This window comes from Vibrio intestinalis (assembly GCF_025195085.2).
In the GTDB taxonomy this organism is placed as follows: Bacteria; Pseudomonadota; Gammaproteobacteria; order Enterobacterales; family Vibrionaceae; genus Vibrio; species Vibrio intestinalis.
On the sequence record NZ_JANAVY020000001.1, the window covers coordinates 872,002 to 888,800 of the forward strand.

Here is a 16,799-nt window from a genome sequence, read left to right on the forward strand (position 1 = left end):
CACCCTCCAACTTAAATCGCTAGATGCGGCATAAAGTTACAAGGGCGGTGGCTTGCATCAAGCTGCTGCTTAATGATTTTCGTCCAACCTGTACGGCATGCACCGGTTGAGCCCGGCATAGCAAAAATTACTGTGTGGTTAGCAAAGCCTGCAATCGCGCGAGATTGAATCGTTGATGTACCGATTTCTTCATAAGAAACCATACGGAACAACTCACCAAAGCCTTCAACTTCTTTGTCAAACAGCGGCTTAAGTGCTTCAGGAGTACTATCACGTGAAGTAAAGCCTGTACCACCAGTAATCATTATCGCTTGAACGTTTTCATCAGCGATCCATTGAGACACAATCGCACGGATTTTGTACATGTCATCAATTACGATCTGCTTGTCTACTACGTTATGGCCTGCACCTTTTGCCTGTTCAGCTAAGTAGCCGCCTGAAGTGTCATTTTCTTCTGTACGTGTATCTGAAACGGTTAGAACTGCGATGTTTGCTGGTTGGAACTTGCTCTCTGCATGACCCATGTGCTCACCTACCTATTATGATATTTATTATTGGCCAGTCATCTGGCTCAAATGATTTGGGATTGTAAAATTAGCCGCCAATCGACGCCAAGTGAGGCGTCATACCGGCATTACCATCATGAAGGAAATGGCTTACCGATTTGGTTTGCAGCTGATCTTGAATTCGTTGAATCAATTGTGGCTCTTGGCTGTCGTGTTCGAGCAAATCGCGCAGCTCAACACCGTGGTCACCAAACAAGCATAAATGAAGCTTACCAAGTGCAGAAACACGCAGTCGGTTACAGCTCTCACAAAAGCCTTTTTCATACGGCATAATCAGGCCAATTTCGCCTTCATAATCCGGATGAAAATAGACTTGAGCAGGACCATCGTTCTTTTCACGAACTTTGAGTAACCAACCTTGCGCCATCAATTGGTTGCGAATCGCAACACCTGACACATGGTGCTCTTTAAACAGATCATCCATCTCGCCCGTTTGCATTAATTCAATAAAACGCAATTGAATAGGACGGTGTTTGATCCACTCTAAGAACTGCGGCAATTGATGCGCATTGAAGTGCTTCATCAATACCACGTTCACTTTGACTTGCTTATAGCCAACCTCAAATGCGCGGTCGATGCCCGCCATCACTTGATTGAATTTGTTCTCACCCGTGATTTGGTGGAAAAGGCGTGGGTCAAGACTATCGACACTGACATTTATATGAGTAAGACCTGCTTGCTGCCACTCAGCAACTTGCTTTTCCATGCGATAACCATTGGTGGTTGTCGCAACTTTGCGGATACCATCGGTATTGGCTACCGTGGCAATAATGTCAGTAAAGTCTTTGCGTAAACTCGGCTCACCACCAGTAATACGCACTTTAGACGTACCACAATCTGCAAACGCTCTTACGACACGTTTGATCTCTGGTAGGGTTAAAAAAGACGAGTTTTTCTGCCCCGAAGGCTTATAGCCATCAGGTAAACAATAGGTACATTTGAAGTTACAAACGTCTGTAACAGAGAGACGCAAGTAATAAAACTTGCGATGAAATTTATCTTCTAATTGTTGCGCCACGGAACACCTTTCCAAACACGGGAGGCATAATCATTTCCAATTATGCCCTTGTGACAACTTGTCACTGGCTTTATGCGCTTATTCATGGGAACTTAGCGAATAGAGCTCGGAGTTATGGCAACTGTTGCAATCAACGAATGGGATAAACCCTTCAGAATCAACAGTAGCTGACCGATAAAATACTTAATAATTGTAAGTGATTCCACCCTCTAGGCGAAAAAATCGTGCTTTGGGCGCAAATTACCTACTATTGAGTACCAGTAGTAAATGGATTAACTTAAATTGTAGATGGATATGACAAAATAAGAAAAAACTAATGAGTGTATATCGTAAAAACAAAGTGGTCGCGATCGGTGGCGGCCACGGTCTTGGACGCATGCTTGCTGCGCTAAAAGATTTCTCTAGCAATGCGACTGGTATTGTCACCACCACAGATAACGGTGGCTCAACGGGTCGTATTCGTCACTGCCAAGGCGGCATCGCATGGGGTGATACTCGTAATTGCGTTAACCAGCTCATCACGGAGCCTTCCATCAGTTCAATGATGTTTGAATACCGCTTTAAAGGCGCAGGCGAGCTCGATGGCCATAACCTTGGTAACTTGATGCTAACCGCACTAGATAACTTATCCGTTCGACCATTGGATGCGATTAATCTGATTCGCAACATGCTTAAGGTCGATGTCAATATCGTGCCTATGTCGGAGCACCCATCGGATTTAAGAGCGCTCTCTAAAGAAGGCAAATGGGTGACCGGAGAGACTAGCGTCGATGAGATGACACAAGATTTATTGCGTCTAGACCTTGAGCCAGAAGTTCCTGCTACCAAAGAAGGTGTCATGGCCATTGAGCAAGCCGATATGATCATTCTCGGCCCGGGCAGCTTTTTGACCAGTGTGATGCCACCGCTTCTACTACCAGAAGTCGGCCGTGCAATCTGCAATAATGCAACCGCGCAATTGGTGTTTGTCGAAAACCTATCGCCTGAATACGGGCCTGCGGGTCGAATGACGTTACGAGAAAAACTAGAGTGGTGTGAGCGCGCGTGCTACGGCCGGAAACTAGATGTGGTATTGGGTGATACTCCACACCCTGAACTGCAAGAGTGGAACTGTACCACCACTGAACTGGCATCACCCAACCGAGATTGGCGTCACGACCGCGATAAACTGCATCAAGCTATCATCGATTTATTGGCTGAGTAAATCTTTATATCGCTGCTCTGTCTCATTGAGCAGCGACAACATTTGTTGCTTATGCTGATCGGCATTGAGCACTTCACCCGACTTCCCCGCAGCGTCATATTCATTGGCTAATGCGCACAAGGCTTCAGCGCCAAAGCTAGCCGCACTACTTTTCAGCGCATGGCTTATCTCACGCAAGTAAGCATCTTGGTTTGATGAACATTGTTGCAAATTAGCAATGTATTGGGCCAATTCACCCAAGAAAATCTCTAATAAAACCGGCACATTATCTGCGCCTATTTCACTGCCCAATTGTTCTACTTTGACTGAATTTAGTACTTCCATAGCTGTTACTGAGTTTCCTTTGCATTCCATGCTTGTAACTTACGATATAAGGTTGATGGACTCACATCTAAATAACCGGCCGCTTTCGGGATATTGCCATCACACGCTTTAATCGCCTGTTCTATCGCATTTTTTTCCGTCACCCAAAGAGGATAAATATCGTGCACCGACAGAATACCACTCTCTTGAATAGTGGCTGTGATCGGATTATCACTCGGCTGATTTAGTGGTGGCGGCAACATATCAAGTTGAATTTCTTTGCCTTTGTTCAATACAACCACGTTACGTAATACGTTTTGCAATTGTCGAACATTACCTGGCCACTCATAACGAGCAAAGCGTTCTACAACATCAGGGGCAAGCCTTACAAAGTCTTTGCCTTCCTCTTTGGACATAAATCCTAGCAAGGAGTATGCAATTTCAATGACATCTTCACCGCGTTCACGCAAAGGCGGTAAATGAAGCGGGATAACATACAAGCGATAATACAAATCTTCACGGAATCGCCCTTCCTGAACTTCCTTCCATGGGTCACGGTTGGTCGCACAAACAAAGCGAACGTCTACACTCTTCATTTTTGAAGAGCCTACCTTTTGGAAGGTACCGGTTTGGATGAATCGCAACAGTTTAGTTTGCAAGTCTAAATCCATTTCACACAGCTCATCGAGGAACAGAGTACCACCATCTGCGAGCTCTGCCGCCCCTTGCCTGTCAGTCGCTGCGCCAGTAAACGCGCCTTTTACGTGACCAAACAACTCACTCTCAATCAAGTCTTTAGGGATGGCTGCACAGTTAATCGCAATAAACGGTTTATCCCCGCGCTTACTCGCCGCGTGAATGGCCTCTGCACACACTTCTTTACCCGTACCACTCTCGCCGGTGATAAAAATACTCGCTTTACTTGCAGCTGCGGAGTCAATGGTGCGATAGACCGCTTGCATGGTGTGGCTACTACCGATAAACTCTTGATAACTTTGGTTACCGGGGTTATCTGCTTCATTCTTTAATTTGGTGGCTTTACGTATAGCGTTATTGACTGTGACACGCAGTCGGTCAGCCTCACACGGCTTAATTAGAAAGTCCTGCGCACCATGACGCATCGCTTCTACCGCAGTATCAATCGAGCCATGAGCAGTCATAAAAATGACTGGAACATCAGGGCGTTGCTGCTTCACAGAGTGCAACACATCCATACCGGTCATATCAGGGAGGCGTAAATCGAGTAAGATCAGATCAGGCGTGCGAAAACTTAAGCTTTCAATGGCTTCTCTACCAGTACCCACTATGTTGATATCGATACCTAAAGGCGTCAGATAGGAACGATACAGCGCCGCGACGGAGACGGTATCTTCCACCATTAAAAGGTACTTGGACTTTTGAGTTTCATTATTATGTTGCATAACCTAGCCAATGATTAAACGTTTGCAATTTGTTTAAATCATTGCATTGCGCATTGCAATTTGCAAATAAAACTCTGTAAAAGAAAGTAATCGGCTGAAATTGGCCAGCAAAATCACATCTAAAACTGGCACGAATGATGCTATATGTATATTGACCCTCAAGGGTCACCTAGCCAACTGACGTTGTTAGTGAACTTAGTATTCACAAATATCAGCCAATAGAACGTATTTCTATTGGCTATTTTTTTGCCTAAAATTCAGCCCCAATACCAACTAGCTATTGGTAATGAATTGCGCACGCAACTTCTCAATCTCATCACGCTTCGCGGCAGCCAGTTCAAACTCAAGGTCTTGCGCGTGCTGATACATCTGCGCTTCCAGCTTGCTGATGTCTTTCTCTAGCTCTTGAGGAGACATCACTGCATAGTCTTGAGAAGGCTCAGCCACTTTCGACAATGGAACTTGCTTATTGTTACGCTGCTTTTTCGATTTGGTGATATCGCCCAGTTCCATAATATCTTTGATATTACGTTTTAGTGCTTGTGGTGTGATACCTTGCTCTTCGTTATAAGCTTGCTGTTTTTCACGGCGACGCTCAGTTTCATCCATCGCTTTCTTCATTGAGCCTGTAATTCGATCCGCATAGAGAATCGCTTTACCTTGCACATTACGCGCAGCACGGCCAATGGTCTGAATCAAAGAGCGCTCTGAACGCAAGAAGCCCTCTTTATCCGCATCAAGAATCGCCACTAGCGAGACTTCCGGCATATCTAAACCTTCACGCAGTAAGTTAATACCCACTAACACATCAAATTCACCCAGTCGCAAATCGCGAATGATCTCTACCCTTTCCACGGTATCAATATCTGAGTGCAGGTATCGAACGCGCACATCATGCTCAGTTAGGTACTCGGTTAAATCCTCAGCCATACGTTTGGTAAGTGTTGTCACCAGTACACGTTCATCTTTGGCCGCTCGAATACGAATCTCAGAAAGTAGATCATCGACTTGAGTCGCCACTGGGCGAACTTCCAAAAGTGGATCCAACAAGCCCGTAGGACGAACCACTTGGTCTGCAACATCACCATCTGATTTTTCTAGCTCATAGTTGCCTGGGGTTGCCGAGACAAAGATGGTTTGCGGTGCAATAGATTCAAACTCTTCAAACTTCATTGGACGGTTATCTAACGCAGAAGGTAGACGGAAGCCAAATTCCACCAGCGTCTCTTTGCGCGAACGGTCACCTTTAAACATGGCACCAATTTGTGGCACCGTGACGTGAGACTCATCGATAATCAATAAGCCGTCATTAGGTAAATAATCAAACAAAGTCGGTGGTGGCTCACCCTCACTGCGTCCACTTAAATAACGGGAGTAGTTTTCAATGCCAGAACAGAAACCAAGCTCGTTCATCATTTCAATGTCAAATTGAGTACGCTGGCTAATGCGCTGCTCTTCTAGCAATTTGTTGTTATCCAGAAGATACTTTTTGCGCTGCTCTAACTCGACCTTAATGTTTTCTACCGCGTCTAAAATACGTTCACGCGGCGTCACATAGTGAGTCTTAGGGTAAATAGTGAAACGAGGTAAATCTCGTTGTTTGATGGCACCGGTGAGCGGATCAAATACGCTAATGCAGTCAATTTCATCATCGAACATTTCGATACGAACCGCATCTTGATCCGATTCAGCAGGGAAAATATCGATCACTTCCCCGCGCACCCTAAATTGGCCTCGTTCGAATGCCACGTCATTACGACTGTATTGTAGCTCTGCTAGACGACGCAAAATATCGCGCTGATCCATAATGTCGCCACGACGAATGTGCAGCATCATCTGTAAATAAGCCTGAGGATCGCCAAGACCATAAATCGCCGATACTGATGCCACGATGATGGCATCTTTACGCTCTAACAGGGCTTTAGTCGCTGATAAACGCATCTGTTCGATATGAGCATTAACTGAGGCGTCTTTTTCAATAAAGGTATCGGTAGTGGGTACGTACGCTTCTGGCTGATAGTAATCGTAGTAAGAAACAAAATATTCTACCGCGTTGTTAGGAAAGAATGACTTCATTTCACCATACAGCTGCGCCGCCAAGGTTTTATTGGGCGCAAGCAAAATAGCTGGGCGCTGAGCAGTTGCAATGACATTAGCCAAAGTAAAAGTTTTACCCGAGCCAGTAACACCGAGCAACGTCTGATGGGCAAGGCCGGAGTCTAAACCGTCAAGCAGTTTCGCGATTGCAGTCGGTTGGTCGCCCGATGGTTTATAGTCAGAGACTAACTCATACAGTTTGCTCATAGTATCCTCAGAGTAAATTCGCAGCAGAAGCTCTATTTTGTCTGTATATATATACAGACTCAAGAGCTAGATAAAAAATTATTGCCTGTTTTGTCCAAAACGCTTCAATATCGCTAGATCCGAGATGATGAACCTGATAATATTCTTCGCCCTACTGGGAATCCCTTCCTAAAAATCTCATTTTTCAATACACAGCTTATACACAAAAACCGTAAATTGTGTGCTATCTCGCAGAAGATCACTTTTCACCTTTTTGATTGTTTTTTGATCTTATTTCTTATTGAAGCCTTATTTTACAATAGATTACCGCTCGATCTTTTTGTTTGATTTTTGGTCAATAAAAGGCAGTTTTGTGAATAACTTTTTTTGCTAAGAATTCATTAACACACTTATCCACAAATTTGGTGGATAAGTAAACCTAGCCCATACACGGCAAGGCTTAGCGAAAAGTAAAGCAATTTTAGTTGGCGAATTTCATCGAATTCTAGCGCACAACTATTGACACTTTTTCACCCTCTCGTTAATATTCGCACCGCTTTAAAGCAATTCCCCCTTAGTTCAGTTGGTAGAACGGCGGACTGTTAATCCGTATGTCGCAGGTTCGAGTCCCGCAGGGGGAGCCAAATTCAGAAAAGCCGCATCATCGTATGCGGCTTTTTCGTATCTGAATATCACAATTTCATGTAATTACAGTCTTTTGCTCTCTTTTCTCCCCCGTTCCTGCTTAGCCGTTTTGATTCATAAATAGTCTCGCTATTCGCATGCTCTTACTTATGAAGTACCAATCAGAGCAGGGGGAAATGATAATTTTGACAATATAACTCATAGAACTGAGTTCGCTTTGCGACAAAACTAAGTCGCTTTGTTAACGTATATCCACCTTAATGTTGTGTACGGAAACCCTACCTTATGAAACTCGCCCAGTTGAACGCGTTCAAAGCAGTCGTTGAATGCCAAACGGTGACTGCCGCAGCTGAACGCTTGAACTTAAGTCAACCGGCCGTCAGTCGTTTGATATCGGGATTAGAACAACGTATCGGCTTTCAGTTGTTTATTCGTAAAGGTAACCGTCTTGAATTAAGTGATGAAGGGCAAGCCTTCTATCTTGAAGTCGCAAAAGTGTTCGACGCGATGTCCGGATTGTCCCAATCCGCATCCTCGATTCGCTCTCGTCACTTTGGTAGTTTGAATATCGCGGCTATGCCACTACTTTCCAATGCCTTTCTACCGCGAATATTAGCGACGTTTCTAAAACAAACCGGCAAGATGAAAATCAGCTTTAAAACCTACCGCTCTGAAGAAGTCGTCCACCGAGTCCAAAGCCAGACCACCGACATCGGCTTCGCATTTGTCGACGAACACCTTGCCGGAGTCAAAGCACAAAAAGTGGAGTGTGAGTCAGTCTGTTTGATCCCAGCCAGTTCCCCGCTTGCCAAACGGACAGTGATTGACCTGTATGACATCGCTGGACAAGTATTAATTCGCCATGAGAAAGACATCACCCAACGACGCGTAGACGCCTTGCTGCGCCGTTACAACCTATCAACTATCGAACAAATTGAAGTCTCACTCGCCAGCACCGCGGCGGCTTTGGTTCGTGAAGGGATTGGGATTGCAATAACGGACCCATTTACCGCTCACATCGAGAGTGAGCATGCTAACGTCGTGATGCGCCCGCTCGTGTTCAGCTTGCCCTTTGAGTTCGATATTCTCTACCCAGCTCTTAAACCAATCCATCGTCACGCTCAGCAGTTCATCGAGCACTTTATGCTGCTGGCAGACCAAATGGATATCTACTTAAAAATTGGCCCAATGCGAGACCTCAATGAGCCACTGGAAGCGCAACTTCACAGTTAACCGGATAACTAAGCCAACTAGAAAATGTAAATAAAGTTCAAACTTTTCAGTCAATTAAAAACAAAACCATCTACAAGCATTACCTTTTTGCATACTAGTCTACAACTTTGTCATTGGCGATTAAGCGCCGCTCTTCCTTAGTCTGGATAAGCAGTTCAATCAGACATGAATAAGGAAAGATTTATGAAACCTCGTGTGTCAGTCATCGGGTCTGGCAATGCTGGTCTTACAGCGGCCTACCACTTCACACTTAACGGTGCCGACGTATGCTTATACGGAGCTCCTGGATTTGATCAACCTCTTACAGATATCGAACAACACGGCGGCATTCGTGCCTTAGAACACTTTAACGACACGCCACTTATCTACGCGGGATTTGAGCAATGCGATAAAGTCACGCGAGACCTAGCAGAGACACTCGCATACTCTGATATTCTTGTGTTGCCCGTTCCGTCATTTGCTCAAGAACCCTTGTTCATCGAGATGCTACCCCATCTGCGCGATGGACACATTATCATGCTAATGCCAGGCAATTATGGTTCATTAGTCCTCAATCGCATCAAGCACGAACAGGGCTACGAAGCGCTTGACGTAACCTTTGTAGACGCAATTTCTATCCCGTGGGCGACGCGTATTGTGGGCCCAGCCGAGATTGCCATCCTAGGTATGAAACAGTTTCTCCCAGTTGCTGCTTTTCCGGCAGGTCGCATTGATAGCGCGATAGAAAGGCTTCAACCTGTGATGCCGTTGCCACTTAGACCATTGAGAAATGTTATTGAAGCAGGGTTAGAGAACATTAATTTTGGTGGTCATCCGCTGCTCACTACCCTAAATATGGGGTTACTGGAAAACTTCGACGGCCAGTTCAATTACTACAAAGATTGTTGTTCGGTCTCCACCGCCAAAGCGGCAGCCACGATGGAAGCAGAGCGCCAGTCTATTGGTGCAGGGCTAGGTCTTGAGCTACAACCTGAACTCAATGCGATGAATGCTCTATACGCGATGGACTGCGAGAGCGTATACGAAGTAAACCGCACCTCAGAAACTCACGGTAAATTGAACAGCGCACCGAGTTCAGCCAGCAATCGTTATATCACCGAAGATGCCGCTTATTTGTTAGTTCCTTGCTACGAATTCGCACAATTACTGGAGATTAGCACGCCAATTATTACCTCGTGTTTGCATATCGATAATGCTTACAACGATACCAACTACTTTGAAAGTGGAAGAACTTTAAAACTCATGGGGTTAGACAATAAGTCCGCTCAAGAAATTATGGACTTCGTTAACTAAACCGTGGAGCACGTAATTGTGACCGAACATTTATGGGCCTAGTGCCCATAAAAACAAGAGGACAACCCTATGACAAAAATTAAATTTCCTTCCGCTTATACGATCTTAATGTTGCTCACGGTATTAATGGCAATCTTAACTTGGGCGATTCCAGCAGGTCAGTACCAGATGGAAACCAACGAAACCTTGGGGAGAATGGTGCCCGTTGTTGGTACCTATCAAACGGTTGATGCCAATCCACAAGGAATCGTCGATATCCTGATGGCACCAATTCAAGGTTTTTATGATCCGATTAGCTATGCCGCACGAGCAGTTGACGTGGCACTGTTTGTTTTGGTTATTGGTGGCTTTCTAGCTGTGGTCACACATACCGGAGCAATTGATGCGGGTATCGCCGGCACAATGCAACGCCTAACAGGGCGCGAGAAGTGGATGATTCCAATCCTAATGGGGCTGTTCGCCCTAGGTGGCACTGTCTACGGCATGGCGGAAGAAACAATCCCATTTTACGCACTTTTAATTCCAGTCATGATCGCCGCAGGTTACGACAGCATTGTTGGTGTTGCCATCATTATGATTGGCGCTGGCATCGGCTGCTTGGGCTCAACTATTAACCCATTTGCGACTGTGATTGCCTCTAACGCAGCAGAAATCAACTTTATGGAAGGCTTTGCATTACGCGCAATCATTTTGGTGCTTGGTTGGATCGCATGTGTCGTTTACGTCATGCGTTACGCAGAAAAAGTAAAACATAACCCTGAGCTCTCTATTGTTGCCCACCAGCGTGAATCAAACCTTGATCATTTCTTACACGGCAAACAGCAAAAAACGCCAGAATTCACTACCACTCGTAAAGTAATCTTGGCCATTTTTGGCATTACCTTTGTGATTATGATGTGGGGTGTCTCTATCGCGGGTTGGTGGATGGCAGAGCTATCCGCACTGTTTATCGGCTCAAGTATTGTCGTCGGCATAGTGGCTTGCATGTCAGAAGCAGAAGTCACCGAGAGTTTCGTTAACGGCGCTCGTGATCTGCTCGGGGTGGCCTTGATCATCGCCATCGCACGCGGTCTTGTCGTTGTCATGGACAACGGCAATATCACTCACACTATTTTAAACTACGCAGAAGGGTTGCTTGGCGGCCTACATGAAGTTGCGTTTATCAACGCCATTTATTGGATTGAAGCTGTAATGTGTCTGGTTGTACCTTCTTCTTCTGGTTTAGCTGTATTGTCGATGCCAATTTTGGCACCACTTGCCGACTTTGCTGGCGTAAGCCGTGAGTTAGTCGTAACCGCTTACCAATCAGCATCAGGTCTACCCAACCTTGTCACACCAACTTCAGGTGTAGTGATGGGTGGTTTAGCTATTGGTCGCATAGCTTACCCTGCGTGGTTGAAATTTATTGGGCCATTATTAGCTATATTGACTGTAATGGTGATGGTGTTACTGAGTTTGGGAGTGATGCTAGGTTAAATATGGTTAGCTCAATAGGCGAACCAAAATTCAGGAAAGCCGCATCATCGTATGCGGCTTTTTCGTATCTAAACTTCTCCCTCACCAGAAAACAGGCAGCATCATTCTCCGAATGGGTAAAATTCACCGCTGCGCCCCGCAATTAAGTGACTACACTTCAATTACTGTCAAATCACTCATTTTGTTGCAAGCTCCATTGCTAACTGACTCTCGGCAGTAAACGATTGGCTAACCAATCTTGCTTTAGATTGCGTATAATTTTTAATCAAGAGTATAAAACCTTAGCTTTCCTTGGTTGTTAAATAGCAGCCAAAGCAGGATAATGGCGGGATCGGATTACTTAAATTATATAATTATGACCGAATATCTTTTGTTGTTGGTCGGCACTGTGCTCGTCAACAACTTTGTACTGGTGAAGTTTTTGGGCTTATGTCCATTTATGGGAGTTTCTAAGAAGCTAGAAACTGCTATTGGTATGGGGTTAGCAACCACATTTGTGCTAACTCTGGCGTCAGTGTGCGCGTATCTTGTTGAAAGTTACATTTTAGTCCCTTTGGGCCTACAGTATTTGCGTACTATGAGCTTTATTCTTGTGATCGCCGTGGTGGTGCAATTTACCGAAATGGTGGTGCACAAAAGCAGCCCGACCTTGTACCGCCTGCTCGGGATCTTCTTACCTCTGATCACTACTAACTGCGCAGTTTTAGGCGTAGCGCTACTGAACATCAATGAAAACCATAACTTCATCGAATCTATCATCTACGGTTTTGGTGCGGCAGTCGGTTTCTCGTTAGTCTTGATCCTATTTGCTTCAATGCGTGAGCGCATTGCTGCGGCTGATGTACCCGCTCCTTTTAAAGGCGCTTCTATTGCGATGATCACCGCAGGCCTTATGTCACTAGCATTCATGGGCTTTACTGGGTTGGTGAAGCTATAATGAGTACCATTTTAATTGCCATCATCGCTCTCGCAGCCCTTGCAGCGTTATTTGGTGCCGTACTTGGTTTTGCATCGATCCGATTTAAAGTTGATGCCGATCCTATCGTCGATCAAATTGATGAAATTCTGCCTCAGACCCAGTGTGGTCAATGCGGCTATCCAGGCTGTCGCCCATACGCCGAAGCAATTGCTAACGGCGATTCAATAAACAAGTGTCCTCCTGGCGGCCAAGCAACCATTGAAAAGCTCGCCGATCTCATGGGCGTTGAAGCGACTGAATCAGCGCATGATTTATCGGAGTCAGTGAAAACCGTCGCCTTTATTCACGAAGACATGTGCATTGGCTGCACAAAATGTATTCAAGCGTGCCCGGTTGATGCCATCGTTGGTGGTACTAAAGCGCTCCACACCGTCATTAAGGATGAATGTACTGGTTGTGATTTATGTGTTGCACCGTGCCCAACCGATTGTATTGAAATGATCCCTGTAGAAACCACTACAGCGAATTGGAAGTGGCAATTGAACGCCATTCCTGTTGTTGATATTACCGATTCTGCTGAGCAGCAGAATAGTGTGAATTAAGGACTGGTATGTTGTCATTAATCGAACAAATCAAAACTGGCGCACTTTGGGATTTCCCTGGTGGCGTTCATCCACCAGAAAACAAAAAGCAGTCTTTAAAAACGGATATTGCTCGTGCCGCAATCCCTCAAGAGATCGTATTACCAATCAAACAGCACATTGGTAAGCCCGGTAACCTTATCGTAAATGTAGGCGATCACGTTCTTAAAGGTCAGCCGCTCACTAAATACGACATGAGCTTCATGTTGCCAGTGCATGCGCCAACCTCAGGCACGATCACGGCAATAGAACCTCGCACTACTGCTCATCCATCTGGTTTAAGCGAAATGTGTGTGGTAATCAAACCAGACCAGCAAGACCAATGGATTGAACGCAATCCCATTGCAGACTTTACTAATAAAACCCCTGATGAACTTATCGAAGTGATTCGCCAAGCGGGTGTATCTGGTATGGGTGGTGCTGGCTTCCCTACTGCTAAGAAAATCCAATCCGGTTTAGCCCGTACAGAAATCTTGATCGTCAATGCCGCTGAGTGTGAACCATACATCACCGCTGACGATATTCTAATGCAGCAATACGCGGACGCAGTGATTCAAGGCATTGAAATTGTTGAGCACATCCTCAAGCCGAAACTGACAGTTATCGGTATTGAAGATAACAAGCCAAAAGCGATTAAAGCGCTAGAAAGAGCCGCCGAACACAAAGACATTGTGATTCGTGTTATCCCGACCAAATACCCGTCGGGTGGTGAAAAACAGCTAATTAAAGTCCTCACCAACAAAGAAGTACCCAATAACGGCATTCCGGCTGACATTGGCTTGTTGGTGCAAAACGTTGGTTCGCTGTATGCCATTCAACGCGCCGTTTGTCATGGCGAGCCATTAATCGAGCGCATCGTGACCTTAACGGGTAAAACCTTTAAGCAACCGAAAAACGTTTGGGCGCTGATTGGCACTTCGGTGGAAGATTTACTCACCGAATTTGGCTATAAAGCGGATAAAAAGTTACCGCGTTTAATTATGGGCGGCCCAATGATGGGCTTTACGCTGCCACACTCAGCAGTCCCTATCACCAAAACAGCCAACTGTATTTTAGCGCCGACTCGACGTGAGATCGCTTCTGATCAATACGAGATGGCGTGTATTCGCTGTGGTCAGTGCGCCGAGGCCTGCCCTGCCTCATTACTTCCACAACAACTGCAATGGCATGCCAAAGCAGAAGAATTTGATAAGTGCGAAGAGCTTAATCTTAAAGATTGTATTGAATGCGGCGCTTGCGCCTTTGTCTGCCCTAGTGAAATTCCGCTGGTTCAATACTATCGCCAAGCAAAAGCTGAGATTCGTACTCGCAAAGAAGAAGCAGAAGCAGCGGAGCGCGCGAAACAACGCTTTGAAGAGAAAAAAGCTCGCCTAGAACGCGACAAAGCCGAACGCGAGAATCGCTTTAAAAAGGCAGCTGACGATCGTCGTCAAGAGATGAAGAAAACCGGTGGCGACGATGCCATCGCGGCGGCCATTGCACGTGTGAAAGCGCAAAAATCGGATTCAACAGACAAGCCTGCTGAGCCAACAGTGAAACCAGCCGTAGCAGCGGCGATTGCCAAAGCAAAAGCCAAACAAGCCGCTGCGCAGCAAGCTGGTCAATCTGAACCTGACAACAGCGAAATGGCGAAATTGCGCGAAGAGCGCAAACGTCTTGCACGTGAACGCAAAGCAGAAAAAGAACAAGCTCCTGCAGATAGCGCTACTGACAAGAAAGATGCTGTTGCTGCAGCGATAGCGCGAGCAAAAGCGAAGAAAGCCGCAGCAAAAGAAGACATCGGTCAAACTGAGGCTGGTGATAAAAAAGCAGCAGTTGCAGCCGCGCTTGCCCGTGCGAAAGCAAAAAAGGCCGAATCAAACAGTACTTCAAATAATGCTGAAGCGGCAGACGATAAGAAAGCCGCCGTTGCCGCTGCGGTTGCTCGTGCAAAAGCACGCAAGGCTGAACAGCAAGCTGAATCTGCACAGGCAACAAGCTCTGAGCAAACACCATCAGATCAGAAAGCCGAACCAAAGAAAGCTGCCGTTGCAGCTGCAATAGCGCGAGCAAAAGCGCGTAAAGCAGAGCAACAAGCCGATACTCAATCAGTAACGGAACCAGCATCGGAATCTACACCTGAGCCAGAAGTCGATCCGAAAAAGGCAGCCGTTGCTGCCGCGATAGCGCGAGCTAAAGCACGTAAAGCAGAGCAGCAAGCTAATGCCCAATCGGAAGCGGCAAGCGAACCTGTATCAGAATCGACACCTGAGCCAGAAGTCGACCCGAAAAAAGCAGCCGTTGCTGCAGCAATCGCGCGAGCTAAAGCGCGCAAAGCTGAGCAACAAGCCGATACCCAGCCGGAAGCGGTAAGCAAACCTGTATCAGTATCAACACCTGAGCCAGAAGTCGACCCTAAAAAAGCAGCCGTTGCTGCCGCAATCGCGAGAGCTAAAGCGCGCAAAGCAGAGCAGCAAGCCAATACCCAGCAGGAAGCGGCAAGCGAACCGGTATCAGAATCGACACCTGGACCAGAAGTCGATCCGAAAAAGGCAACCGTTGCTGCCGCGATAGCGCGAGCTAAAGCACGTAAAGCAGAGCAACAAGCTAATGCGCAATCGGAAGCAGAAATCGAACCTGCATCAGAATCAACACCTGAACCGGAAGTTGACCCGAAAAAGGCAGCCGTTGCCGCCGCGATAGCCCGCGCTAAGGCGCGTAAAGCAGAACAAGAAAAATTGAAACAATCTGAGGAGAAAGAGTAGTGGCCTTTTTCATTGCCAGCTCACCCCATGCGCATAGCCGCAGAAGCACTCCTGACCTAATGAAGTGGGTAGCGCTATGTGCTATCCCTGGTTTAGCAGCACAGACTTACTTTTTTGGATGGGGAACACTTATCCAACTCGGTCTCGCGATCGTACTTGGCTTAACCCTTGAAGGGCTGGTCATGTTATTGCGTAAACGCTCACCGATGTCTGCACTACGTGATAACAGTGCGCTGGTGACCGCTTGGTTACTGGCGATCGCTATTCCACCACTTTCTCCTTGGTGGGTCATCACCATTGGCCTTATCTTCGCGATCATCATCGCTAAGCACCTATATGGTGGTATTGGCCAAAACCTATTTAATCCTGCAATGGTCGCTTATGTGGTATTGCTGATCTCATTCCCATTACAGATGACCAGCTGGATCTCACCAGTTGAGTTACAAGCTACGCCTATCTCGATGGGGGATGCATTTTCACTCATCTTTACTGGCTTCAATAACGAAGGGCTGTCATTGCAGCAAATTCGTACCGGTATTGACGGCGTCACAATGGCAACTCCGCTAGACAGCCTAAAAACCGCCCTACTCACAGGCAGTACCGTCAGCGAAGCAGTAAGACAGCCTCAATTTGGCCCATTTGCGGGCTTGGGTTGGCAGTGGGTTAACCTTTCTTACCTAGCAGGTGGCCTCGCGCTCATTAAGCTGCGTGTCATTAACTGGCATATCCCAGTCGGCTTCCTGACTTCATTACTGGTTATCAGTGGCCTATTCATGTTCATCACACCAGAGCAAACGGCTTCACCTATGATTCACCTCTTCTCTGGTGCAACCATGCTAGGTGCATTCTTTATTGCTACCGATCCGGTGTCGGCTTCAACGACAGTTAAAGGACGCCTGATTTTCGGTGCGTTTATCGGTGCGATGGTATTTATCATTCGCAGCTGGGGCGGCTTCCCTGATGGCGTGGCGTTTGCTGTACTGCTGGCGAACATGTGTGTACCTTTAATTGACTACTACACTAAACCTCGAACTTATGGGCACTAAGGAACAC

Annotated in this window: 13 protein-coding genes, 1 tRNA gene and 1 riboswitch; of the genes, 9 read left to right on the forward strand and 5 right to left on the reverse strand. The window is 46.3% G+C overall.

Translation table 11 applies throughout. The features are described 5' to 3' along the window. Nucleotides 1-11 precede the first annotated feature (11 nt). Both moaB and moaA read right to left on the reverse strand, forming a co-directional pair. On the reverse strand, nucleotides 12-524 hold the full coding sequence (gene moaB, locus MU515_RS03820) for a molybdenum cofactor biosynthesis protein B (RefSeq protein WP_260259025.1): 513 nt from the start codon (nucleotides 522-524) through the stop codon (nucleotides 12-14). A gap of 70 nt (nucleotides 525-594) precedes the next feature. Next, on the reverse strand, nucleotides 595-1,584 hold the full coding sequence (gene moaA / locus MU515_RS03825; RefSeq protein ID WP_260259026.1) for a GTP 3',8-cyclase MoaA: 990 nt from the start codon (nucleotides 1,582-1,584) through the stop codon (nucleotides 595-597). Further along, nucleotides 1,573-1,708, reverse strand: a riboswitch (molybdenum cofactor riboswitch). Its footprint overlaps the gene before it by 12 nt. A gap of 192 nt (nucleotides 1,709-1,900) precedes the next feature. Here moaA and MU515_RS03830 point away from each other — a divergent pair. Further along, nucleotides 1,901-2,788 carry a YvcK family protein gene (locus tag MU515_RS03830; protein ID WP_260259027.1) on the forward strand — a complete coding sequence of 296 codons (888 nt, stop codon included), beginning with the start codon at nucleotides 1,901-1,903 and terminating at the stop codon, nucleotides 2,786-2,788. On the opposite strand, the gene luxU is transcribed toward MU515_RS03830, so the two are convergent. From luxU to uvrB, 3 genes are all read right to left on the reverse strand, one after another. Then, nucleotides 2,774-3,112 carry a quorum-sensing phosphorelay protein LuxU gene (gene luxU, locus MU515_RS03835; RefSeq protein WP_260259028.1) on the reverse strand — a complete coding sequence of 113 codons (339 nt, stop codon included), beginning with the start codon at nucleotides 3,110-3,112 and terminating at the stop codon, nucleotides 2,774-2,776. The genes MU515_RS03830 and luxU overlap by 15 nt on opposite strands. Before the next feature lie 5 nt (nucleotides 3,113-3,117). Beyond that, nucleotides 3,118-4,512, reverse strand: coding sequence for a quorum-sensing sigma-54 dependent transcriptional regulator LuxO (luxO, locus tag MU515_RS03840; protein WP_260259029.1), 1,395 nt, complete (start codon nucleotides 4,510-4,512; stop codon nucleotides 3,118-3,120). Between the two features lie 273 nt (nucleotides 4,513-4,785). Further along, nucleotides 4,786-6,816 carry an excinuclease ABC subunit UvrB gene (uvrB, locus tag MU515_RS03845; protein ID WP_260259030.1) on the reverse strand — a complete coding sequence of 677 codons (2,031 nt, stop codon included), beginning with the start codon at nucleotides 6,814-6,816 and terminating at the stop codon, nucleotides 4,786-4,788. A 547-nt stretch (nucleotides 6,817-7,363) separates the two neighbouring features. Between uvrB and MU515_RS03850 the strand changes: the two genes are divergently transcribed. From MU515_RS03850 to rsxD, 8 genes are all read left to right on the forward strand, one after another. Further along, nucleotides 7,364-7,439 (forward strand) — tRNA-Asn (locus tag MU515_RS03850). A 286-nt stretch (nucleotides 7,440-7,725) separates the two neighbouring features. Continuing rightward, nucleotides 7,726-8,673 (forward strand): LysR family transcriptional regulator, encoded by a 948-nt coding sequence (locus MU515_RS03855; RefSeq protein WP_260259031.1) that lies wholly within the window; start codon nucleotides 7,726-7,728, stop codon nucleotides 8,671-8,673. A 183-nt stretch (nucleotides 8,674-8,856) separates the two neighbouring features. Further along, nucleotides 8,857-9,966, forward strand: coding sequence for an NAD/NADP octopine/nopaline dehydrogenase family protein (locus MU515_RS03860; protein WP_260259032.1), 1,110 nt, complete (start codon nucleotides 8,857-8,859; stop codon nucleotides 9,964-9,966). A gap of 69 nt (nucleotides 9,967-10,035) precedes the next feature. Next, nucleotides 10,036-11,442 (forward strand): YfcC family protein, encoded by a 1,407-nt coding sequence (locus MU515_RS03865; protein WP_260259033.1) that lies wholly within the window; start codon nucleotides 10,036-10,038, stop codon nucleotides 11,440-11,442. A gap of 355 nt (nucleotides 11,443-11,797) precedes the next feature. After that, entirely contained in the window at nucleotides 11,798-12,379 is a 582-nt protein-coding gene (rsxA, locus tag MU515_RS03870) for an electron transport complex subunit RsxA (protein ID WP_260259034.1), read from the forward strand. Further along, complete coding sequence (gene rsxB / locus MU515_RS03875; protein ID WP_260259036.1) at nucleotides 12,379-12,963, forward strand: electron transport complex subunit RsxB; 585 nt, start codon at nucleotides 12,379-12,381, stop codon at nucleotides 12,961-12,963. Before rsxA ends, rsxB begins: the two co-directional genes overlap by 1 nt. 8 nt (nucleotides 12,964-12,971) lie before the next feature. After that, nucleotides 12,972-15,746 (forward strand): electron transport complex subunit RsxC, encoded by a 2,775-nt coding sequence (gene rsxC, locus MU515_RS03880; RefSeq protein ID WP_260259037.1) that lies wholly within the window; start codon nucleotides 12,972-12,974, stop codon nucleotides 15,744-15,746. Next, the gene (gene rsxD / locus MU515_RS03885; RefSeq protein ID WP_260259038.1) at nucleotides 15,746-16,792 is read left to right on the forward strand and encodes an electron transport complex subunit RsxD; all 1,047 of its coding nucleotides are present in this window, start codon (nucleotides 15,746-15,748) and stop codon (nucleotides 16,790-16,792) included. The genes rsxC and rsxD overlap by 1 nt, the downstream gene beginning before the upstream one ends. Nucleotides 16,793-16,799: the final 7 nt, after the last annotated feature.

Coding starts and splice junctions, on each gene's coding strand:
- luxU (WP_260259028.1), bottom strand. CDS start 3,112: ATGGAAGTACTAAATTCAGTCAAAGTAGAACAATTGGGCAGTGAAATA.
- rsxB (WP_260259036.1), top strand. CDS start 12,379: ATGAGTACCATTTTAATTGCCATCATCGCTCTCGCAGCCCTTGCAGCG.
- uvrB (WP_260259030.1), bottom strand. CDS start 6,816: ATGAGCAAACTGTATGAGTTAGTCTCTGACTATAAACCATCGGGCGAC.
- rsxA (WP_260259034.1), top strand. CDS start 11,798: ATGACCGAATATCTTTTGTTGTTGGTCGGCACTGTGCTCGTCAACAAC.
- moaB (WP_260259025.1), bottom strand. CDS start 524: ATGGGTCATGCAGAGAGCAAGTTCCAACCAGCAAACATCGCAGTTCTA.
- rsxC (WP_260259037.1), top strand. CDS start 12,972: ATGTTGTCATTAATCGAACAAATCAAAACTGGCGCACTTTGGGATTTC.
- MU515_RS03865 (WP_260259033.1), top strand. CDS start 10,036: ATGACAAAAATTAAATTTCCTTCCGCTTATACGATCTTAATGTTGCTC.
- MU515_RS03860 (WP_260259032.1), top strand. CDS start 8,857: ATGAAACCTCGTGTGTCAGTCATCGGGTCTGGCAATGCTGGTCTTACA.
- luxO (WP_260259029.1), bottom strand. CDS start 4,512: ATGCAACATAATAATGAAACTCAAAAGTCCAAGTACCTTTTAATGGTG.
- MU515_RS03855 (WP_260259031.1), top strand. CDS start 7,726: ATGAAACTCGCCCAGTTGAACGCGTTCAAAGCAGTCGTTGAATGCCAA.
- MU515_RS03830 (WP_260259027.1), top strand. CDS start 1,901: ATGAGTGTATATCGTAAAAACAAAGTGGTCGCGATCGGTGGCGGCCAC.